This is a genomic window from Agarivorans sp. OAG1 (assembly GCF_037076485.1).
In the GTDB taxonomy this organism is placed as follows: domain Bacteria; phylum Pseudomonadota; class Gammaproteobacteria; order Enterobacterales; family Celerinatantimonadaceae; genus Agarivorans; species Agarivorans albus.
The window spans coordinates 2,181,316-2,202,318 of the sequence record NZ_AP028990.1 but is presented as its reverse complement, the minus strand read 5'-3'; the positions used below and the strand labels follow the sequence as shown (position 1 = coordinate 2,202,318).

Here is a 21,003-nt window from a genome sequence, read left to right as displayed (position 1 = left end):
ACTTAATGCTTATCAATTAATAAAGATTCAAGTTTGTCGGTAATACGACCTGGCACTTGCTGTTGTATCTCTGCGACGGCTTGGTGAATAGCTTGCAAAAATGCCTTTTCATCGGCATGTCCATGACTCTTAATTACAATGCCGCGCAATCCTAACAGACTCGCGCCATTATACTGGTCGGGGTTCAGTTGTTTTAGTTGAGATTTAAGACTCGGCAAAAACAGTTTGAGAATAAATCTAGCGAACCAGTTTACATCAAACTGTTTCTTTAGTTTTGCGAGTATAAGCTGGGAAACCCCTTCAGCAGTTTTGAGTGCAATATTGCCTACAAAACCATCACATACTATTACGTCAGCTTTACCACTAAATATCTGATTCCCCTCAACAAAGCCAATGTAATTAATCGCGCTTGAGTTTTCAAGAAGTTGCGCAGTTTGTTTTACAACGTCATTGCCCTTTATTTGTTCTTCACCAATATTCAACAATGCAACACGTGGTTTAGATAAGCCCCACACGCTTTCGGCTAAAGACGCTCCCATTACCGCAAACTGCATTAATACCTCTGAATCACAACTAGAGTTAGCGCCCAAATCTAGCAGCAAACTACCCTGGCCGTTTTCTTCAGGTAAATGAGTCACTAACGCTGGTCGTTCTATACCAGGCAAAAGTTTTAGTACAACTTTGGCCATAGCCATTAAGGCACCGGTATTTCCTGCACTAACACAGGCATCAGCTTGCTGTTGGTGAACAAGATCTAGGGCTAAACGCATTGATGATTGTTTACGAGAACGTAAAGCGGTAATCGGTTTGTCGTTGGCAGAGACAACTTGGCTGGAATGAACAAACTCTAAGCGCGGATGCTGAGAAATTTGATGCTCTATTAACAGGGAGTTAATAAAGTGCTTGTCGCCAATTAAGGTAACATGCAAATGAGGGTAATAGTTAAGTGCCTGCGCAACGGCAGGCACTGTAACATGGGGGCCAACATCGCCCCCCATTGCATCAACTGCAATAGTAAGTTTTTGCAAAATGCAAAAATTTACTTGTTGATTACCTTGTTACCGCGGTAGTAACCGTCAGCAGTAACATGGTGACGACGGTGAAGCTCACCTGAAGTAGCGTCAGTTGTTAATGCAACATTGTTTTCGATAGCATCGTGTGAACGACGCATGCCACGTCTTGAACGTGTAACTTTACTTTTCTGAACAGCCATTGACCCAGTCTCCTAGTCTTTCTTTTTTAAACTTTGTAACACTGCAAACGGATTTGGTTTAGATTCTTCCTCTACAACGTCGATTTCACCAAATACTTGTTCGTTTTGCTGAACCTTACAATCCTCTAAAGAATGTTTAGGTATGATTGGCAACGCTAATAACAATTCGTCTTCAATCAATTCAGCTACTAAAAAGTAGTTGTCTTCATTTAGTTGCAGTGGTTCGTAATCTTCTGGTAACTCTTCCACTTGCGATTCATCGCAGACTGGCGAGTAAGTAAACTCAACATTAATAGCATAACTAAAAGTTTCACTACAACGTTGGCACTCTAACTCCACCTCAGTTAACGCTTTGCCTTGAACGACAACTAAACCTTGCGGATCAGTTCCAAAGCGCAACCAGACGTCTACATCACTATTCACTTTCAAGGTTGCATCGCTAAAACGAGGCAATCGTTTGATCTCGAGGAAGCCCTCATAATCTAACTTTCGCTTAGCCGTCTTAAACGGGTCAATCTCTACTGGTAATTTCACTTTTTGCATAAGGCGCGCATAATATAGTTACACTCAGTGATAGTCAAAACAATTTGTGCTTTTTTCCTGCCTTTAAAGCATCGCTATCGCTAAAGATTGCGTTTAAAATCAGCAGACTGTTAATTTTGGTTAAAAAACGATGAAAAATCGACTAATTCTTGCCTCTAGCTCTGTCTACAGAAAACAACTATTAGAAAAAGTTTGCCCAACATTTGATTGCTTCAATCCAGATATCGATGAATCACCAAAACCTAAAGAAACGCCAGAGTTGTTGGTATTACGTTTAGCCGAGCAAAAAGCACTTGCAGGAAAAACTCAGTTTCCTAAAAATCTGATTATAGGTTCTGATCAAGTTTGCTGCATAAACGGAGAAATAGTTGGAAAACCCGGCAACCATCAAAATGCTGTTAAACAACTTAAAGCAGCAAGCGGACAAGCCATTACCTTTTATACAGGGCTCGCGCTATATAATAGTGAAACGAAACAGATGCAGAGTTTGGTAGACACCTTCGAAGTTGGCTTTAGAGAGCTCTCCGACAGCCTCATTGAGCGTTACCTGCAAATCGAACAACCCTACAACTGTGCTGGAAGCTTTAAAAGTGAAGGTTCTGGCATTGTGTTATTCAAGCACTTAAAAGGTGACGACCCGAACAGTTTGATTGGCCTTCCATTAATAAGACTATGCGGCTTATTAGAAAGCCAAGATTTTGAGTTATTAAGTTAGCAAACATATAAAGGAGCTAAGCTCCTTTTATCTAAAACCCTACTACAAAGGATCAAGCTGATCACAAAAGCGTTGAAGACTTTCTTCTAACGGCGCGGTTAAATGCATCTCTTTTTGCGTAGCCGGGTGTTCAAAACGAATTTGCCATGCATGTAAAAACAAACGATTCAAACCTTTCGCTTCGGTAGCGGCCAATAGTTCTTTATCTGTGTATTTGTCGTCACCAGCAATGCTATGACCTTCGTAAAGGCTGTGCACACGAATCTGATGCGTTCTACCAGTCACCGGACTGGCTTTCATCAGAGTCATGTCAGCGTATCTTCGCTCTATTCGATAACGAGTAAGCGAAGGTTTACCTTCTGCTTGATCAACAATCACCATTCTTTCACCTGACGACACAGCATTTTTACGTAATGGCGCGTCAACCGACCTAACCGATTTTGGCCATTGGCCATGCACTAAAGTTAGATAGTCTTTTTGAACAACCTTCTCTCGCAGCTGTCGATGCATGTCACGCAATGCACTGCGCTTTTTAGCAACAACCAATAATCCGGAGGTATCTCGGTCTATTCGGTGAACCAATTCTAGATAACGACAATCTTGACGTAACGAGCGCAGGGCTTCAATCACTCCAAAACTTAAACCACTGCCACCATGCACTGCCATCCCAGAAGGTTTATTCAGAACTAACAAGCAGTCGTCTTCATAAACTATTTGCTGTTCCAGTTGAACAACCTGATTGAGCTTGTTAGACGGCAAACCGGTTTCTTCGGAAACTCTAATTGGCGGAATTCTTACTACATCATCAGCCTGAACTTTGTATTCAGGTTTAACTCGCTTTTTGTTAACCCTAACCTCCCCTTTGCGCAAAATGCGATAAATACGACTTTTAGGTACCCCTTTTAGCCGTTTTAGTAGGAAGTTATCTATTCTTTGTCCAGCCTCGTCGTCACTAACCGTGACCATCTGAACTGCTTTATTTTCGGTATTCATAGCAAAAATTGTAACATGCTCATAAATAATTTGATGGAAAAATATAGCTTTGCTATATTTGTAAGGCTTAAAGTGCCCGTTTTTAAAGGTTTTCCTTATTTGGCACCGTATTCGAAGCCCATTAATTTGTAAATTTTGGTGCTATCGAAACTAAGAATTTTCATAGCAACCTGATAGGCAATCACAATTATTTGCCTTAAATCAAAGCTATATAGAATAGATTGTAAAGTTCGGCAAGCACAGTTTGCGGGACTCATATTTATACAAGCGCCAAAATGCGCCCTAAGGACTAGAGAAGCTAACCGCGAGGTTACCTAGACGCTCTGACAATAAACACAGGGTCTGGCCATTTAAGGCAGGTTAATTGCTGCCCATGAGGTTGTTTAAATCAAACAAACCCCAAGGCAACATAAATGAAAAGAATGTTAATTAATGCAATGCAGCTAGAAGAAATGCGCGTTGCATTGGTCGATGGCCAAAGGCTATACGATCTAGACATAGAAAGTCCTGGTCACGAACAGAAAAAAGCAAATATATACAAAGGCAAAATTACTCGCGTAGAGCCTAGTTTAGAAGCTGCATTTGTTGACTACGGCGCAGAGCGTCATGGCTTCCTTCCAATGAAGGAAATCGCTCGCGAATACTTCCCAGAAGGCTACGTCTATCAAGGACGTCCAAGCATCAAAGAAGTCGTTAAAGAAGGCCAAGAAGTCATCGTTCAGATCGATAAAGAAGAACGTGGCAACAAAGGCGCTGCACTAACGACTTTCATCAGCTTAGCCGGTAGTTATTTAGTATTAATGCCAAACAACCCTCGTGCAGGCGGTATTTCTCGTCGTATCGAAGGCGATGAACGCACACAGCTTAAAGAAGCGATGAATGGTCTAGAATTGCCTAACGGCATGGGCCTAATCGTTCGTACAGCTGGCGTGGGTAAATCGGCAGAAGAGCTTCAGTGGGACTTAAAAGTACTACTTAATCACTGGGGTGCAATTACCGATGCCGCAGAGTCTAAGCCAGCACCTTTCCTTATCCACCAAGAAAGCAACGTAATTGTTCGTGCAATTCGTGATTATTTACGTCGCGATGTTGGCGAGATCCTCATCGATAATAAAACTATCTATGAGCAAGCTAAAAAGCACATCGAACTGGTTCGTCCTGACTTCGTAAACCGTGTAAAACGTTACGAAGGCGAAGTGCCGATGTTCAACCACTACCAAATTGAATCGCAAATTGAATCTGCTTTCCAACGCGAAGTTCGTCTTCCATCGGGTGGTTCAATTGTTATCGATCCAACCGAAGCCTTAACTTCAATTGATATTAACTCGGCTCGCGCAACTAAGGGCGGAGACATTGAAGAAACAGCGCTTCAAACCAACCTAGAAGCATCAGACGAGATTGCTCGTCAACTTCGCTTGCGTGACTTAGGTGGTCTAGTAGTTATCGACTTCATCGATATGACGCCAGTTAAAAACCAGCGCGAAGTAGAAAACCGCTTCCGTGAAGCCGTTCGTCAAGATCGCGCTCGCGTTCAAGTTGGTCGCATTTCTCGCTTCGGGCTACTAGAAATGTCTCGTCAACGTTTACGTCCGTCATTAGGTGAGTCTAGCACTCATATTTGTCCACGTTGTAACGGACAAGGTACTATTCGTGATAACGAGTCTCTAGCATTGTCTATTCTTCGTTTATTCGAAGAAGAAGCGCTAAAAGAAAATACCTCTGAAGTTCATGCTCAAGTTCCTGTGCCGGTAGCAGCTTACTTGCTTAACGAAAAGCGTGTAGCAATCAACAAGCTTGAGAAACGCCATAACGTTCGATTAGTGATCATTCCTAACCAACATATGGAAACACCTCACTACGACGTTACTCGTATTCGAAATGGTGAAGAGACTCAAGAGACTAGCTATCAGCTTACTGCTGAAAACCCATCTCCGGTTTATCAACCTAACCAAGTGGCTAAAGAAAAAATTGAAGCTGAGCAGCCAGTGTTGCAGGGCTTTAGTGCTCCTGCTGCACCTAGCGCCCCAGCCAAAGCAGCCAAGCCTGTTAAGAGTGCTGCAGAGCCTTCTTTAATCGCACGTATTGTTGCATTCTTTAGTGCCATGTTTGCTAGCGAAGAAAAGCCAGCACCAAAGAAACAAACACGCAGCAAGAACAATCAGCGTGATAAGCGTAATAATCGTCGCAATAATCAACGTAATGACAAACGCAACGACAAGCGCCAAGAACGCCCAGAGCGAAAAGAACGCAGCGATCGCAACGAAGGTTCTAACAGCAACCGCCGCCGCAAGGATCAGCGTAACAAACCTGCTAGAGATAAAGTTGAAAATGAGACTACTCAAGAAACTAAGTCTCAAACCAAGCAACATGCTCCAAAAGAACAGCAAGTTAAAGAGCGTAGAGAACGTCGTAACTTGCGTAAAAAAGTAAGAGTAAAAGCCGAGAAAACCAACGAAGCAGTTGCAGAGCAAACTGCTGAACAGCCAGTTGCTGAAAAACCAGTATCTAAAAAAGCAGAAGTAGCTTCTCCAAAAACTGAAGCTCCAGTGGCTAAAACGAGCGATAACTCGGAAGCACCAAAGCCTAAACGTCGTCGTCGCTCATCGAGCAGCGCAGGTCGTAAACGCTTTAATGACTTGCCAAAAGCAGAGACTAACGCTCAAGAAGCAGCTATCGATTCTCGCTATCCAGAAGCAGAAGTGAAAGCTGAATCTCCTGTAGTTGAAACTAAAGCTGAAACTCCTGTTGCTGAAACTAAAGCTGAAGCTCCTGTTGCTGAAACTAAAGCTGAAGCTCCTGTTGCTGAAACTAAAGCTGAAGCTCCTGTTGCTGAAACTAAAGCAGAAGCACCTATTGCTGAAACTAAAGTAGAAGTGCCTGCAGTTGAAACTAAAGCTGAAGCACCTGCAGTTGAAACAAAAGCAGAAGCACCTGTGGTTGAAACTAAAGCTGAAGCACCTGTAGTTGAAACTAAAGCTGAAGCTCCTGTAGTTGAAACTAAAGCTGAAGCTCCTGTAGTTGAAACTAAAGCTGAAGCTCCTGTAGTTGAAACTAAATCAGAAACACCAGCAGTTGAAACTAAAGCTGAAGCACCAGCAGTTGAAACTAAAGCTGAAGCACCAGCAGTTGAAACTAAAGCTGAAGCACCAGCAGTTGAAACTAAAGCTGAAGCACCAGCAGTTGAAACTAAAGCTGAAGCACCAGCAGTTGAAACTAAAGCTGAAGCACCAGCAGTTGAAGCTAAAGCCGAAGACATTAAGCTTGATGCGGTTAAAGCCGAAGTGAAACCTAAACGCAGTAATCGCGGTAAGCTAAAACCTAGCAAAGTTGAAGGTAAAGGTAACGCTTCAGCTGCTATGGCAAAACCAGCACCTGTTGCTGCAACGCCTAGCCAGCCAGAAGAAGTAGTTAAAAAACCTTACGTACGTAAGCCCGTAACAGTTGGGTCACGACGTGTTCAATCTACTAGTTCTAGTACATCTGCGCAGAGCCCTATGAGCAAGCCAGAATTGTAGGCTGCAAATAAGTTGTACAAAAAAGGCCAGCAAATTGCTGGCCTTTTTATTTACTTAGGAATGACTAAACAAACCTAAGCTTTCACCCTTTCCACAATGCCATCACTTGCTTGCTCTATCATTGCTAAAACTTGCTTAAAGCCCTGCACACTGCCGTAATAGGGATCAGGCACTTCTTCCAGCTCTACCCCGCCAAAAGGTAAAATCAACGCCAATTTATGCGCATATTGCTCAGGACAATGCTTATGTAAATAGCTTAGGTTTTTCTTATCGGATGCCAAAATCAAATCAAACTTAGCAAAGTCTTTATCTAATACTTTGCGTGAGCGAATACCTTTAAAACTGTAGCCCTTTTCTTCAGCAATTCTTACTGCACGAGGGTCAGGTTTATCACCTTTGTGATAATCCGTTGTGCCTGCTGAATCAACTTTGATTTTCAGTTTGTGTTGTTTAAATTTAGCTCGCAGTACAGCTTCTGCAGTGGTTGAACGACAAATATTCCCCATACAAATAACCAGCACCGATTTAACACCGACAAGTTTTTTCACATATATCCCTTATAAAAAAGGCACCTAAAGTGCCTTTTACCATCTAGTTGAAGAAGCCGCCTAGGCTATCCAGTAACTTCTTACTATCTTCATTGTCGCCCAAGGCTTTTTTAAGTTCCTTGTTAACCGCTTCTTTAGCTTGACCTTCAAACAATTTTTTCATGTCTAAATTAACTTTTGGCTCAGTCCAGCTGCCTTTTACGTTAATCGGAATATCCAAGCCAGCTAAGTCATTTTTAGAACCTTGCCCTTCTAGGCTAGCAACCACTTTGGTAATAAAAGTGAAATCCAAGCTTTCATTAATCAAGTGAGTTTGACCAGTACCGTCAATGCGTAACAAAGGCGAAGACATTTGCATCTTATTTACCTTAGCTAAGGATTTACCTAAGGTGGAGTTTATCACCAACTCACTAAAATCTGTTTTTTGCTCTTGCTGCGCTTGCTGCTTATCACCGCCTTTAATAGTAGCCTTAGCAGAGCGGATCATTTGCGGAATGTTAACCCCATAGATAGCGCCATCGGTAAACGTAGCGTTTATTGGACCAGATATCTTCTTTTTAATGGCGGTAGGCGTTAAACCAGTGCCTTTAACATCAAGATCTACGTTTAGCCCGCCTGCAACAAAATCAAAGTCAGCAGCATCACTTAACAAGGGCCTTGCTTGAACCCCATTTAATTTAGCAGTCATTGAGTAACTAGCCACTGGCTTTTGGCCGTTAATCACCGCGTTACTCTCTAAGCGTCCATCGTACAAGTTTGCGCTTAACTCTTTTAAACGTAGAATTCCGTCTTTAATCTGAACTTGTTGTTTGATGTCCTCTATGTGGAGCTTCTGATGTTGTAATTTATCTATTGTAAGAGTGCCGTCTAAATTGAGCGTTTTCAAAACGGTTAAATCAGGCTCTTGTTCTTGGCCAGGCGCTTCACTTGACGAATTTGCATCATCAGTTGTATTGCTACTTGCAGACGACTCACTAATAAAGTTGGAGGTATCGAGTAATGGAATATTTAAATCAAATTTGATACTAGGTATGTTATTTAGTACTACGCTGCTGGTACCTACTAATTGCGTTTTGCCATCAATATCTACTGCCAGTTTAGAAAGCTCTGCTGTTTTGCTTGCTACTGTGTAAGACAGCGCTAAATCAGTTTGAACATTCATTGCACCATTTGGAATAGCGCTGCCTTGTAAGTTCAAGCCATTACTAACATCGCTTAAGGCAATTCGGCTAAAGTCTTCGGCTATGAAAAGCAATCCTGTTGCCTGTTGCTCTACCAACATTTCGCCATCATCAAACTTTAATGAAAGGCTAAAACCGTTATCTTCACCTAGTTCTAAACCGTCTAAAGTAAAGTTAACAGGGCCTAACTTTTGAGTTTTGTTTTGCGCTAAATCGATGAGTTCAACATTAGCATCAACAATTTCGATACCAGCTAATCGAACGTTCCACCCGGCAGCCGATGCGCCAGACGCCTCTTCAGTACTTTTAGGTTCGCTTGAAGCAGGTTCGGCTTCTTTAGACTGGGTTAAGTCGTCAAGACTGGTTGTTCCATCTGCTTTAGTTTGGTGGCGTAAGGTCAAACCTCGAACTGAGATATCCCCCACTTCAATGCTTCTACTAAACAAAGGCATCAAAGCCACTGACATTTCAGCTCCTGCAATACTAACAGTATCCCCTTCACCAAAATCAGGGTTGTCACGCAGGCGCAAGCTACCAAGTTCAAAGCCAATACTAGGGAAAAAGCGCCAAGCTAAATCCCCATCAATCACTAATTCTCTTCCGGTTGATTCTTTGGTTTTCTCTACCAAAAGCGCTTTAATATCGTCGGTATTTACCATTGATACCGCGACGACAACACCGACAACCAATAAAACAATCAGGGCTGCGACAACATAGAGCAACTTTTTCATAATCTTCCCTATTTACAAAGCTGTTGAGTAAGTATGTGCTTAATTATTAATGATAATTTAAAACTTATATTTCTATTATTTATCTAGTCTGTTTTGGCAGTGTTTAGTTAACCCGCTAATTAGAGGCCAACAAGTCACGAATTTTAGCGTTAATAATATCGATAGCGATTCGATTTTTACCGCCTCTTGGAACAATTACATCAGCATATTGCTTAGAGGGTTCTACAAATTGGAGAAACATAGGCCGAACGGTATTGTGATATTGAGACAACACCGAATCCAAAGTTCTGCCTCGTTCTTTTACGTCCCTTTGGATTCTTCTTGCTAAACAAATATCTAAAGGTGTATCTACAAAAATGCTGATATCTAACTGCTCACGAATTGCAGGATCGGTGAACAACAAAATACCCTCTAATACGATGATTTTTGTAGGTGCTACCGTCTTGGTTTCTGCCATACGGTTATTAACTTTATAACTGTATTGGGGCTGTTCGATGGACTCACCGCTTTTAAGCTGTTTTAAATGTGCTACCAATAAATCATGATCCATAGACTTAGGATGGTCATAGTTAGTTTGCTTGCGCTGCTCAGGCGTTATGTGGCTTTGATCCTTGTAGTAACTATCTTCATTAATTACTGCAATGCAGCTATCACCTAGTTCGGTGCGAATATCGTTAACAATGGTTTGAGAAAATAAACTTTTACCAGAAGCTGACGCCCCAGAGATCCCAATTACTACGATATTATGATCTTGATTTTGCATAGAAATAACCTAGTTCTTTTGCCGCAATTATAGGTGCAATATACCCATTAGTCATTATGCGAATGGCGCCTAACATTATTTTTCAACTTAATTACCTATAAGTTATTCAGGCAAGCGTTAGGATACTAGGCATCACCTGTCGCTTAAGGTAATATTGGCACCCTTGAATTACCCGTTAATTGACTGAGCTAACAGTAGATCACATGACAAACGAACAACGTAAAATTCTGGTTACCAGTGCCTTACCTTATGCAAATGGTCCTATTCATTTAGGCCACTTACTCGAATACATACAAACAGATATTTGGGTTCGTTTCCAAAAGCTACGTGGTAACACGTGTACCTATGTATGTGCAGACGACGCGCACGGTACACCGATCATGCTGAAAGCTCAGCAGATGGGCATTACCCCTGAAGAAATGATTAACCAGGTTCACGTTGAACACAGTGCAGACTTTAACGAGTTCCACATCGAGTTTGATAACTATCATTCTACCCATAGCCCAGAAAACCAAGCGCTATCGGAAGAGATTTACAACAAGCTTAATCAAGCGGGTCACATAAAAACTCGAACAATTTCTCAATTGTTTGATCCTGAGAAAAACATGTTTTTGCCAGACCGCTTCGTAAAAGGCACTTGCCCTAAATGTAAAAGCGAAGATCAAAACGGTGATAACTGTGATAACTGTGGCGCTACTTACAGCCCAACAGATTTGCTGTCGCCTAAGTCGGTAATCTCTGGTGCCGAACCTGTTCTTAAAGATTCAGAGCATTACTTCTTTGATCTACCAGCATTTCAAAACATGCTAAAAGACTGGACAATCTCTGGTTCGCTACAAGATGAAATGTCAAACAAGCTTAACGAGTGGTTTGAGCAAGGCCTACAACAGTGGGATATTAGCCGAGACGCGCCTTACTTTGGTTTTAAAATTCCAAATACAGAAGACAAATACTTTTACGTATGGCTAGATGCTCCAATTGGTTACATGGGCAGCTTTAAAAACCTATGTGACAAGCGCGACGATTTAAACTTTGACGATTACTGGAACAAAAACTCTGATGCAGAGGTTTATCACTTCATCGGCAAAGACATTATCTATTTCCACAGTCTATTTTGGCCAGCCATGCTAGAAGGCGCCGGATTCCGCAAACCAAGCAGCGTGTATGCCCACGGTTATGTAACCGTAAATGGCGCAAAAATGTCTAAGTCACGCGGCACATTTATCAAAGCCCGTACTTATCTTGACCATTTAGACCCAGAGTACTTGCGTTACTACTATGCTGCTAAGTTAAATAACAGAATTGACGACTTAGATCTAAATTTAGAAGATTTTGCACAACGCGTTAATTCAGACTTGGTAGGCAAAGTGATTAACATTGCTAGCCGTACCGCTGGGTTTATAAGTAAACGCTTTAACGCCACTTTGTCTCCAGTGGTAAGCAACCAGGCTTTGTTAGACGAATTTGTAGCAGCTGAAGCAAACATCGCTGCCTTATACGAAGGTCGAGAGTTTGGTAAAGCAATGCGAGAAATTATGGCTTTGGCCGATAAAGCAAACCAATACATTGCTGAAGAAGCACCATGGCAGTTAGCCAAAAATGAAGATACCTTAGAACGTGCCCACCAGGTATGTTCAATGGGGATTCATTTATTCCGAGTGTTAATCACTTACTTGAAGCCTGTACTGCCAAAACTAGCAGACAAAGTTGAGCAGTTCTTAAATGTAGAACTCAAGTGGGCTGATATAAATAACACTCTAGTTAATCATGAAATCCAAAGCTTTAAGGCATTAATGCAGCGCATTGATATGAAGCACGTAGAGGCAATGGTTGATGCATCTAAAGATAACTTGGTTAGCGCTACCGCGGCTCCTAAAAAAGAGAAGCCAGCCAGTAAAACTAGCAGCGAGATTGAGCCCATAGCTGATACCATCAGTTTTGATGAGTTCGCCAAAATTGATCTACGTATCGCTCGCATTGTTAAAGCAGAGCATGTGGAAAAAGCGGAGAAGCTACTTCGTCTTGAATTGGATATTGGTAGCGAAACTCGCCAAGTATTTGCAGGCATTAAGTCAGCTTACGCACCAGAAGATCTCGAAGGTAAGCTAACCGTTATGGTAGCCAACCTAGCACCTCGTAAGATGCGCTTTGGAGAATCTCAGGGAATGGTCCTTGCTGCAGGACCAGGTGGAAAAGACCTCTGGATTTTGAGCCCCGGAGAAGGTGCTCAACCGGGTATGCGAGTAATGTAAAACATAAAAAGGCGCTAACCAGCGCCTTTTTTAATTCTAGTAAGTATTAAAACTTGAATAGCTAAGCTGTTCTATTGGTAACATCTTCAGCGTTTTAACTTCTTTCACCGCCGCATAAGGAGATGCTTGATGAAGATGAGACAACAGCTCAAGAAGCTTGGCTTCGTCTCCCTCTGCGACGACTTCAACATCTCCAGAGTCTAAATTTTTTGCATAACCTACAAGATCTAATTTAAGGGCTTTAAGCTGGGTGTGATAACGGTAACCTACGCCCTGCACCTTCCCCTTAGCTAAAGCCTTTAAACAAAACACCAGCTGCTAGCCCAGCACTGGTTTTACTTCGTTTAGACCTGTAAATTCGAAGCCGATGCTCTCTACTGGCATGTTCTCTAAGGGAACGCTACAGCGATCAAGGTCTAAACAAAAATAGCGCTGCAATTGATATTGCGCGTTAAGTTGCTCAACTTCATCAAAACCAAATTGACTAAGCGTCCAGCGTAGGCGTTCATCTCTACAATTACATATAAGACTAAGTAGCGTGAATCCTTGATTTAACGCATAACAGCGGGCCCAATCAACCATTAGTTTAGCCAGCCCTTTTCCTGCAAAATCCCGGTTAACCGTAAGTTTGTGCATAAACAAGCTTTCACGCCTTACCTCGGCTTCTACCTCAATTGCACCACTACGATTATTTAGAATCATGGCTGCTACAGGTTTGCCTGCAATATATCCCATGTACATTTCATCTAAACGATGATTAGCAAGTAAAGAATGTGGAGTAATTTGATGAAATTTCCAAAGCGGTTCGCCTCTTGATTCGAACCAACTTGCTGCTTCCATCAGTAATTCGCAAAACTGATAAAGCTCAATACTTGATATAGAACGAACCACCAAATTAGGTGTCGCTTCGCTTGACATATCAACTCCCTTGATAAGTGTCTAAACTGTGACCGATGACCAGTTGTGAACAACATGTTACACAGATTACCTTTAAGTTAAAAGCATTGTTGGTAAAAACAAGCTCCTTATTTCAGCCTTACAAAGCAAGGCTTGCAGCACAAAAACTAAAATTAATCCTGTGATACAAACTTAATCACCAATATTGTGCCAACTTGCTGACAAAACTATACAAACTTCAACGAGATTAAAGAAAGTTTCGCTGCTTTATAAATTGCCAAGAATCACTGATAAACAACCATATAAATGCGATAATCTTTAACTATATTCAAACTCATTACCCTATAGGAAGATACATGGATTGCTGTAGCCAATCAGGTCTAATGCCCATTGAACAAGCAAGGTCTTTATTACGCGATAGCGCTAGCCTAAAAACCCAAATACAGACCGTGAGTTTAGAAGATGCACTAGGTAGAGTATTAGCTGAAGACATCGTGTCGCCTATTAATATTCCTCCCTTCGATAATAGCGCGATGGATGGTTACGCTATTTGTGCAGAACAACTACCTAACAATAAAACTCTTCCACTTAGTCACAAAGTGTTTGCTGGAGATACCCAGCAACTAGCCTTAGAACCTGGTCATTGCGTAAGAATTATGACCGGCGCACCACTACCTCCCGGCTGTGATGCTGTAGAAATGCAAGAAAACACTGAAATTAATGCAGACGATGAACAACAGATCACATTTAAGCAGCCAATCAACAAAGGCAAAAATGTTCGCTTAAAAGGTGAAGATGTTAAACAAGGACAAGTTGTTATCCCAGCGAAGACCCGCTTAAATTCAAGCCACATAGGTTTACTCGCCACGCTGGGCATTAACGAAATATCAGTTCAAAGCTTACTAAAAGTGGCATTGTTTTCTAGCGGTGACGAACTAATTCAACCTGGCAACCCACTAAAGCATGGTCAAATATACGATAGTAATCGTTTTGCTATTCGCGCCCTACTCGCAAAGTTACCTGTTGAAGTAATAGATTTAGGCGTTATTGCTGACGATAAACAGCTGGTTACTGAAGCTTTTATTAAAGCAGACCAAGTTGCTGACATAGTCATTTGCAGTGGCGGTGTATCGGTAGGCGAAGCCGATTACACTAAAATGGTTTTAGATGAAATTGGCGACATAAACTTTTGGAAACTAGCGATTAAGCCTGGTAAACCTTTTGCTTACGGTAATCTGCCAAATTCATGCTTTATTGGCCTGCCTGGCAACCCGGTTTCGGCTTATGTAACGTTCTACAAACTGGCAATGCTAGTAATAGCAAAAGCGTGTGGATGGGACTATAAAGAGCCACTCACAATACCGGCAAAGTCTTTACAAGATTTCAAAAAGTCACCGGGTAGAACAGACTATCAACGTGGTTTTGCAAGTATCAGTAGCAGCGGCCAACTAGAAGTAAAATCGACTGGTGCTCAAGGTAGTGCCATCTTCACCAGCTTAACTGAGGCTAACTGTTTCGTAGTACTTGAACAAGATAGAGGCCGTGTAAGCGCCGGTGAAATGGTGACTATAGAAATGTTTGCCGAGCCAATTCTTTAGTTAGAATTGATTATGTAACTTAACCGCTTTGTGCATTAAAAATATCTGCTCTCCCATTTTTAATGCCAAAGCCTGTTGCGCTTGAGGAGAGATAGGCACTTTAAAAGCCACGCCTTCTAAACTCACTTCAACATAATAGGTACCTTCCAAAGAATTAACCGATAATACTTCAGCTTGCCACTGATTTTGAGCACTACAGCTTTCTATAAATTGTTTAGACAACACAATGTTACTTGGTGAAATACTCACTAAATGAACACCTTCGTCCAGTACCTCTGGGCTCTCAGCTAATATGTATTGCTCGCCCAGCTTAAACCAACGCCATCCCTCATCAGCCAAACGCTCACTGCGCTCTACACTTAACACTATGGCTAGTTTAGCCTTACCGTTGTATTGATTAATCAACTCAAGACTATTTCCAAGCGTAAGTGTTTTACTGTCTTCCATTAACAGCACCTTATCGCTAAAAAACACTAAGTCTTCTGGATTATGAGAAATAAGCAAGCTGCAGATGCCATGTTGCTTTAGCCACTTCTTTAATATTTTCAGTAAATTGGTAGCAGCTTTTCGATCTAAAGCTGAGAACGCTTCATCTAACAGTAATACTTTTGGTTTGGTTGCTAGCGCCCTTACCAGCGCGACTCGCTGGGCTTGTCCACCAGAAAGCTGCTGGGCATTTTTATTAAGAAGGTTGTTAACACCAAAGCTCTGAACTAGATATGCTAAATCACTGGCACTCACCCTTTGTGACAATTTGATGTTTTTTGCCACCGTTAAGTGAGGAAAAAGAAAACTTCCTTGAGTGACAAAAGCTATGGGTCGTTGATATGAGGCTAAACTGCTATTGCTATCAAACCATACTTGCTCTAAGTATTTAATATCACCAGTTTGAGGGTGATCTAATCCAGAGAGTAAGCGCATTAAGCTGGTTTTACCAATTCCGGACGGTCCAAACACACCGGTAAGCAATGGTAAAGAGAGGGCTTTTACACTTAACTCAAAATCTTCTCTTTGATAATGTAGATTAAAACTTAACACCCACACTCCCTACCCGTTTCTTAGCTCCGGTCACGCCATAAGTAAGCAATAAAGCGAAAAATGAAATACCCAATAACACCAACGCTAAACGGTGGGCAGCGGCAAAATTAAGGCTCTCTACGTGATCGAATAACGCAATCGCAATCACTTGGGTTTCTCCAGGGATATTCCCCCCGATCATTAATACCACCCCAAACTCTCCTAAAGTGTGCGCAAACCCCAATACCATCGCGACAATAAAGCCACTTTTTGCCAAAGGTAACTCCACATACAGCAACTGTTTCCACCTAGGCATTCTGAGCACTTTTGCGGCATCTAATACGCCAGGTTCAATTTGTTTAAAACCACTTTGAATGGGTTGAACGACAAAAGGTAAAGAATATAAACATGAGGCGAATACCAGCCCCGAAAAGCTAAAGGCCAATTGGCTACCGGTTATAGCCTGCCACCATTGCCCCAAAAAGCTATTAGGCGCAAAACCAATCAGCAAATAGAAACCCAACACAGTAGGAGGTAGAACAATAGGTAATGCGACGACCGCTTCAACAATATGCTTTAACTTAGACTGACTGCGCGCTAACCACCAAGCTAAAGGAGTGCCTAGTAGCAATAAGATTAAGCAACTAATCGTTGCCAGTTTTACAGATAGAATAATGGCTTGGTATTCAGCATCGCTCATATTTTGGGTAACAAATATCCATTTTCAGTGATAATAGTTTGTGCGTTCTCGCTTAACAAGTAGTTATAAAAATCAATAGCTTGAGATTCATCACTAAGCAAGGCAACATGCTGAGCAACGCTCTTATGCAACCCATGCGGAACCAACCAATAAGACCCATTAAAATCAGTTTGAATTGAGCGAGCGACAAAGCCTGCAGCGACATTACCAGTAGAGATAAACTGAAACACTTGAGATACATTATTCGCTAACACTATTTTAGCATCATTATCTTTCTGTTTAGCTAACTGCTCGGCAGCCAAACCATATGGTGCTAGTTTTGGGTTAGCGTAAGCGTACATCTGTTCCCAGTTATCCCATAAACTGCTATCTGTTACCTTATCGCCATTTTTATTTAAAAAGCTTGGAGCCCAAAATACCAACTGGCCATACGCATAGGCCATTTGTTGGCGTGCTTTTCCTTCTTCAACCAGCTGTTTTGGCCGAATGTCATCAGCCGAGAAGAACAAATCGAAGGGGGCTCCGTGACTTATTTGGTTATACAAAATCCCGGTAGAAGCGCTAGATATTCTGTAGTTGAATTCAGTATGTTGGCTTTTAAAGTCTTCCGCCAATAGTTCTAAAGTTTGTTTAAAATTGGCAGCCACAGCGATGGTAACCGGCTTGGCGAGAACTATTGAGCTAACAAAAACAGCAATTAAACAAGCTAAACGGGCTACCATTTATCTTTCGCTTTAAGATCTGACTCGCGAGCATCAAGCCAAACATCACCGCCTAAAGTGCGCTCCTTTTTCCAAAAGGTAGCCTTAGTTTTAAGGTAATCCATTATGAAATGGCAGGCTTCAAAGGATGCTTCCCTATGAGCACTATTTACCCCAACAAAAACGATTTGGTCACTGACATCTAAATCCCCAACCCTATGCACAATACTTGCGTCTTGGATTGGCCAGCGCGTTTTTGCTTCAGCGACAATGTTCTCCAGCTGCACCTCGGTCATACCCGGGTAATGCTCCAGTTGAAGCCCCTTCACCTGTTGATCTAAATTCATATCTCTAACTAGACCAACAAAAAATACGATAGCGCCAGCACTGGCTCGCTCTCGCAAACGTTGGTACTCCTCTCCAACGTCAAAATCTTCTAGCTGTACTTTAATCATCTAACCACCTGTAACAGGGGGGAAAAATGCAACTTCGTCACCGTTGTTTAGAGTAGCAACTTGGCTAAGATGGTTTTGGTTAACTGCCATCAAAATCGCCTCATCATCTAAGGCCAACCATTGCTCACCTCTAGCAAGCAGCGTTTCCTTTAAGGTATTAGTATCGCTACCTTCTACTAACTCAACATTTATCGAGCTTTCGCCTAACTGCTCTTTTAAACGAGCGAAAAATAGTACTTTAATTATCATCTAAACATCCTGATTATTCGGCGCTAAACGAACCCGATTTTCCGCCATGCTTTTCTAGTAGCTTTACATCTTTAATAATGATGTCTTTTTGAATCGCTTTACACATATCATAAATGGTTAGCGCAGCTACGCTAGCAGCGGTTAACGCTTCCATCTCTACGCCGGTTTGGCCTTTTAGTTTAGCGGTGCTTACTACCGTAATAATGCCTGTTTTTTCATCTAAGCTTAAATCAACGGTGACCTTACTTAACATCAAGGGATGGCATAGAGGAATCAACTCGGATGTTTTTTTAGCAGCTTGAATTCCAGCTATACGAGCACAGGCAAACACATCACCCTTGTGCTGTTCTCCATTTAACAAGCTATCTACGGTTAGCTGATTAACTTGTACCAAAGCATGCGCTTTAGCGATACGGCTTGTCTCGGTCTTTTCTGAGACATCCACCATAATTGCTTCACCAGAAGCATTAATATGAGTAAATTCACTCATTATTTTTGACCTATGTGAGGCACAAAATTACAGGGTTTATGAGTGCTATTTAGTTGCTCTAACAAGATTTTCTGCCATGCAGTTTTACAAGCGTTGGTTGAGCCAGGAACACAAAAGATCACTGTTTTATTGGCAAACCCGCCTAATGCGCGACTTTGCACCGTAGACGTTCCAATCTCGGTATAAGAAATATGGCGGAACAATTCTCCAAAACCTTCAATGTCTTTATCAAATAATACACTTACTGCTTCTGGAGTATTATCTCGTGCAGTAAAACCAGTGCCTCCGGTAGAAATAACACAATCTATTGACGGGTCAGCAATCCAGTTACTTAATATGGCTCTAATTTGATAAACATCGTCAATAACAATTTGTTTATCAGCAAGTTTGTGGCCGGCTTCTGTTAGTGCTTCAGCCAAATAACGCCCTGAAGTATCAGTATCTTCATTACGTGTATCGGAAACGGTTAATACCGCGATGTTTAAGAAGGTTTGCGTATCGTTGGCCAGATGGCTCATTATGATTCTCCAACTTTATCTTGTATATGTTGCCACTGCTCAGGAGTATTGGTATTTACCATTGCAGATGCTAATTCTTTTGGTATTTCAATTTCAGTGGCTTGAATAAGGTTTAAAAAAGCTTTTATTGACCTTTGCTTTGCCACTGGCAAAGACAAAACATCAGCTAAACAGGACAAGTTCTTGGCATTAGCTTCAACAATTATAGGGAAAATACTATTTGAGAAATAGTAATTGCCAGGTTCAGTTTGGTGTTGATTTATAATCACATCAAGAACTTGCATATTAAGTAGGGGCATATCAACAGGGATGAACAGGCAAAACCGTTGATTAAGGGTTTGAAGGCATGAAAGTATACCGGACAATGGTCCTTTCGATTCACTAGAATCTTCAATATGACGAAACTCAGGATAGTTGCCGCTCACATAACATTCGTTATTTAATGTCTCTTCAAGCAAGCTAAGCCTAGATTTAAGTAAACTACTCCCCCGCCACTGTAGCGCTGCTTTATCGCTTCCCATTCTCTGAGATTTGCCGCCTGCGAGAACAACTCCTGTTAACTTTACGAGGGAATTTGATTGCATTTGATTACAAGCTTGAACGACTTAGTAGGCTAATAATGCCTACTAAGCGTTTAGATGAAAAGATTTATCGTGCTAACTTATTGGTCTTTATCCCATTTGGACAAAACCGCTAAAGAAACCACTGCTACACCAATGAATCCCATTACAAAAATGGTTGGCATGGCTGCATAGCCCAAAACATGCCAAAAAACTGATTCCAAAGTACTCATGTGTTTTCCTTATTTTACTACCAGCCTTCAACACCACTCATATCCGGTAACCGGTGAGCAATGCCTTTGTGACAATCAACACAGGTCTTTTCCCCGCTAGCTAACGCATCTGAGTGTTGCGCAACACTGCGAGGACGCTGCTCTGAGAAATCCATAAATTCAAACTCGTGACAGTTTCTACACTCTTGAGAATCATTTTGGCTCATACGATGCCATTCGCGCTCTGCTAAATATTTACGGCGCTCTTCAAATTTTTCTTGAGTGTTAATGGTCCCCATAGCAAAGGCTACCAGCTCTTTACTTGCCTGAACCTTGCGTACAATTTTGTCAGTCCAGTTATGTGGAACGTGGCAATCTGAACAAATAGCGCGCACACCTGAACGGTTTGAATAGTGAATAGTTTCTTGTATTTCAGCTACGATTGGCGCGTGACAACCAGAACAGAACGCTTCGGTATTAGTTGCTTCCATGCCGGTGTTAAACGCACCCCAGAATAGAATACCGCCTGTAAAACCAAGCGCTAGCACAACACCCACAGCAGCTTTGCTGGGAGTACTGAGTTTGCGCCAAAATGCCTTCAATAACTTCATAATATAGCCTCTGGTTAAACTAATGCTTAGCGTAAAGACTCTACGCGTTCGTATTCGTTTTCAATCAACGGGGCCGCTTCATTTTGAGGCACGTGGCATTGCAAACAGAAGTAACGGCGAGGAGACACATCCGCCAATACTTGCCCGTCGCGCGCTTCATAGTGAGTTACACTAATTTTAGTAGCACCACTTTCTCGGGCATTTTTCCAGCTATGACAAGATAAACACTTATTAGCGTTAAGGCTCATCTCGTAATGACGAATCTGGTGTGGGATCAACGGTGGTTGAAACACATAATCGGCATCATAGGGTTTGTCTTGTTCAACCACCGACTTTAAGCCAGCTGCTGAGTTTTGGGTATTTAGCTCGGTGTCGCCCCGCAGTGAAGCTACACCACCATTACTTACGTAGTCATTTGCGACTACTACTCCGCAAAGCAGTAAACTGCTTAATAGACCAGATAATAAAACTCGCATTTTCATAATACTCTCTCCGCCACCTTGGCAAATATTTTTAGCGAAGCATTAAAAGCGAGGGGCTT

General features: G+C 41.9%; 24 protein-coding genes. 4 read left to right on the top strand and 20 right to left on the bottom strand.

The features are described from left to right. Window positions 1–2 precede the first annotated feature (2 nt). From plsX to yceD, 3 genes are read right to left on the bottom strand one after another with little or no spacing between them, the layout of a single operon-like run. Entirely contained in the window at window positions 3–1,028 is a 1,026-nt protein-coding gene (plsX, locus tag OAG1_RS10015; RefSeq protein WP_152784706.1) for a phosphate acyltransferase PlsX, read from the bottom strand. Window positions 1,029–1,039: 11 nt separating this feature from the next. Next, complete coding sequence (gene rpmF / locus OAG1_RS10010) at window positions 1,040–1,213, bottom strand: 50S ribosomal protein L32 (RefSeq protein WP_016403344.1); 174 nt, start codon at window positions 1,211–1,213, stop codon at window positions 1,040–1,042. 12 nt (window positions 1,214–1,225) lie between these two features. Then, the gene (yceD, locus tag OAG1_RS10005; protein WP_016403345.1) at window positions 1,226–1,756 is read right to left on the bottom strand and encodes a 23S rRNA accumulation protein YceD; all 531 of its coding nucleotides are present in this window, start codon (window positions 1,754–1,756) and stop codon (window positions 1,226–1,228) included. Window positions 1,757–1,886: 130 nt separating this feature from the next. Between yceD and OAG1_RS10000 the strand changes: the two genes are divergently transcribed. Beyond that, a complete protein-coding gene (locus OAG1_RS10000) occupies window positions 1,887–2,471 on the top strand; it encodes a nucleoside triphosphate pyrophosphatase (protein WP_338626259.1) in 585 nt (194 codons plus the stop codon). A gap of 42 nt (window positions 2,472–2,513) precedes the next feature. On the opposite strand, the gene rluC is transcribed toward OAG1_RS10000, so the two are convergent. Continuing rightward, the gene (rluC, locus tag OAG1_RS09995; RefSeq protein WP_152784702.1) at window positions 2,514–3,464 is read right to left on the bottom strand and encodes a 23S rRNA pseudouridine(955/2504/2580) synthase RluC; all 951 of its coding nucleotides are present in this window, start codon (window positions 3,462–3,464) and stop codon (window positions 2,514–2,516) included. A gap of 413 nt (window positions 3,465–3,877) precedes the next feature. Between rluC and rne the strand changes: the two genes are divergently transcribed. Further along, complete coding sequence (rne, locus tag OAG1_RS09990) at window positions 3,878–6,979, top strand: ribonuclease E (RefSeq protein WP_338626256.1); 3,102 nt, start codon at window positions 3,878–3,880, stop codon at window positions 6,977–6,979. Window positions 6,980–7,053: 74 nt separating this feature from the next. Here rne and OAG1_RS09985 read toward each other — a convergent pair whose 3' ends face one another. The 3 genes from OAG1_RS09985 to udk all read right to left on the bottom strand — a co-directional run bounded on the left by OAG1_RS09985 (window position 7,054) and on the right by udk (window position 10,202). After that, a complete protein-coding gene (locus tag OAG1_RS09985; protein WP_338626254.1) occupies window positions 7,054–7,527 on the bottom strand; it encodes a low molecular weight protein-tyrosine-phosphatase in 474 nt (157 codons plus the stop codon). A gap of 43 nt (window positions 7,528–7,570) precedes the next feature. Then, entirely contained in the window at window positions 7,571–9,439 is a 1,869-nt protein-coding gene (locus tag OAG1_RS09980) for an AsmA family protein (RefSeq protein ID WP_338626252.1), read from the bottom strand. Between the two features lie 115 nt (window positions 9,440–9,554). Then, window positions 9,555–10,202, bottom strand: a complete 648-nt coding sequence (gene udk / locus OAG1_RS09975) for a uridine kinase (RefSeq protein WP_016401799.1) — start codon at window positions 10,200–10,202, stop codon at window positions 9,555–9,557. Between the two features lie 203 nt (window positions 10,203–10,405). Between udk and metG the strand changes: the two genes are divergently transcribed. Beyond that, a complete protein-coding gene (metG, locus tag OAG1_RS09970; RefSeq protein WP_338626249.1) occupies window positions 10,406–12,454 on the top strand; it encodes a methionine--tRNA ligase in 2,049 nt (682 codons plus the stop codon). 36 nt (window positions 12,455–12,490) lie between these two features. Here metG and OAG1_RS09965 read toward each other — a convergent pair whose 3' ends face one another. Together OAG1_RS09965 and OAG1_RS09960 are read right to left on the bottom strand one after the other, a co-directional pair. After that, on the bottom strand, window positions 12,491–12,766 hold the full coding sequence (locus tag OAG1_RS09965) for an acylphosphatase (RefSeq protein WP_338626247.1): 276 nt from the start codon (window positions 12,764–12,766) through the stop codon (window positions 12,491–12,493). A gap of 6 nt (window positions 12,767–12,772) precedes the next feature. Further along, the gene (locus OAG1_RS09960) at window positions 12,773–13,372 is read right to left on the bottom strand and encodes a GNAT family N-acetyltransferase (RefSeq protein ID WP_152784690.1); all 600 of its coding nucleotides are present in this window, start codon (window positions 13,370–13,372) and stop codon (window positions 12,773–12,775) included. A 335-nt stretch (window positions 13,373–13,707) separates the two neighbouring features. Here OAG1_RS09960 and moeA point away from each other — a divergent pair, with 335 nt between their 5' ends. Continuing rightward, window positions 13,708–14,949, top strand: coding sequence for a molybdopterin molybdotransferase MoeA (gene moeA, locus OAG1_RS09955; protein ID WP_338626244.1), 1,242 nt, complete (start codon window positions 13,708–13,710; stop codon window positions 14,947–14,949). On the opposite strand, the gene OAG1_RS09950 is transcribed toward moeA, so the two are convergent. The 11 genes from OAG1_RS09950 to OAG1_RS09900 all read right to left on the bottom strand — a co-directional run bounded on the left by OAG1_RS09950 (window position 14,950) and on the right by OAG1_RS09900 (window position 20,944). Then, the gene (locus OAG1_RS09950; RefSeq protein ID WP_338626242.1) at window positions 14,950–15,987 is read right to left on the bottom strand and encodes an ATP-binding cassette domain-containing protein; all 1,038 of its coding nucleotides are present in this window, start codon (window positions 15,985–15,987) and stop codon (window positions 14,950–14,952) included. After that, window positions 15,974–16,666: a molybdate ABC transporter permease subunit gene (gene modB, locus OAG1_RS09945; protein WP_338626239.1), complete on the bottom strand. Its 693-nt coding sequence runs from the start codon at window positions 16,664–16,666 to the stop codon at window positions 15,974–15,976. The genes OAG1_RS09950 and modB overlap by 14 nt, the downstream gene beginning before the upstream one ends. Further along, window positions 16,663–17,388, bottom strand: a complete 726-nt coding sequence (gene modA, locus OAG1_RS09940) for a molybdate ABC transporter substrate-binding protein (protein WP_338626237.1) — start codon at window positions 17,386–17,388, stop codon at window positions 16,663–16,665. Before modA ends, modB begins: the two co-directional genes overlap by 4 nt. Then, window positions 17,382–17,822 (bottom strand): molybdopterin synthase catalytic subunit MoaE, encoded by a 441-nt coding sequence (gene moaE / locus OAG1_RS09935; RefSeq protein ID WP_338626235.1) that lies wholly within the window; start codon window positions 17,820–17,822, stop codon window positions 17,382–17,384. The genes modA and moaE overlap by 7 nt, the downstream gene beginning before the upstream one ends. Beyond that, complete coding sequence (gene moaD, locus OAG1_RS09930; protein WP_338626232.1) at window positions 17,823–18,071, bottom strand: molybdopterin converting factor subunit 1; 249 nt, start codon at window positions 18,069–18,071, stop codon at window positions 17,823–17,825. Between the two features lie 13 nt (window positions 18,072–18,084). After that, on the bottom strand, window positions 18,085–18,564 hold the full coding sequence (moaC, locus tag OAG1_RS09925) for a cyclic pyranopterin monophosphate synthase MoaC (protein ID WP_338626423.1): 480 nt from the start codon (window positions 18,562–18,564) through the stop codon (window positions 18,085–18,087). Next, window positions 18,561–19,079: a molybdenum cofactor biosynthesis protein B gene (gene moaB, locus OAG1_RS09920; RefSeq protein ID WP_338626230.1), complete on the bottom strand. Its 519-nt coding sequence runs from the start codon at window positions 19,077–19,079 to the stop codon at window positions 18,561–18,563. Before moaB ends, moaC begins: the two co-directional genes overlap by 4 nt. Next, entirely contained in the window at window positions 19,079–19,663 is a 585-nt protein-coding gene (locus OAG1_RS09915; protein WP_338626228.1) for a molybdenum cofactor guanylyltransferase, read from the bottom strand. Before OAG1_RS09915 ends, moaB begins: the two co-directional genes overlap by 1 nt. 77 nt (window positions 19,664–19,740) lie before the next feature. After that, on the bottom strand, window positions 19,741–19,872 hold the full coding sequence (locus tag OAG1_RS09910; protein ID WP_016401813.1) for a TIGR02808 family protein: 132 nt from the start codon (window positions 19,870–19,872) through the stop codon (window positions 19,741–19,743). 17 nt (window positions 19,873–19,889) lie between these two features. After that, a complete protein-coding gene (locus OAG1_RS09905; protein ID WP_016401814.1) occupies window positions 19,890–20,462 on the bottom strand; it encodes a NapC/NirT family cytochrome c in 573 nt (190 codons plus the stop codon). A gap of 26 nt (window positions 20,463–20,488) precedes the next feature. Then, window positions 20,489–20,944, bottom strand: coding sequence for a nitrate reductase cytochrome c-type subunit (locus tag OAG1_RS09900; protein ID WP_016401815.1), 456 nt, complete (start codon window positions 20,942–20,944; stop codon window positions 20,489–20,491). Window positions 20,945–21,003 lie beyond the last annotated feature (59 nt).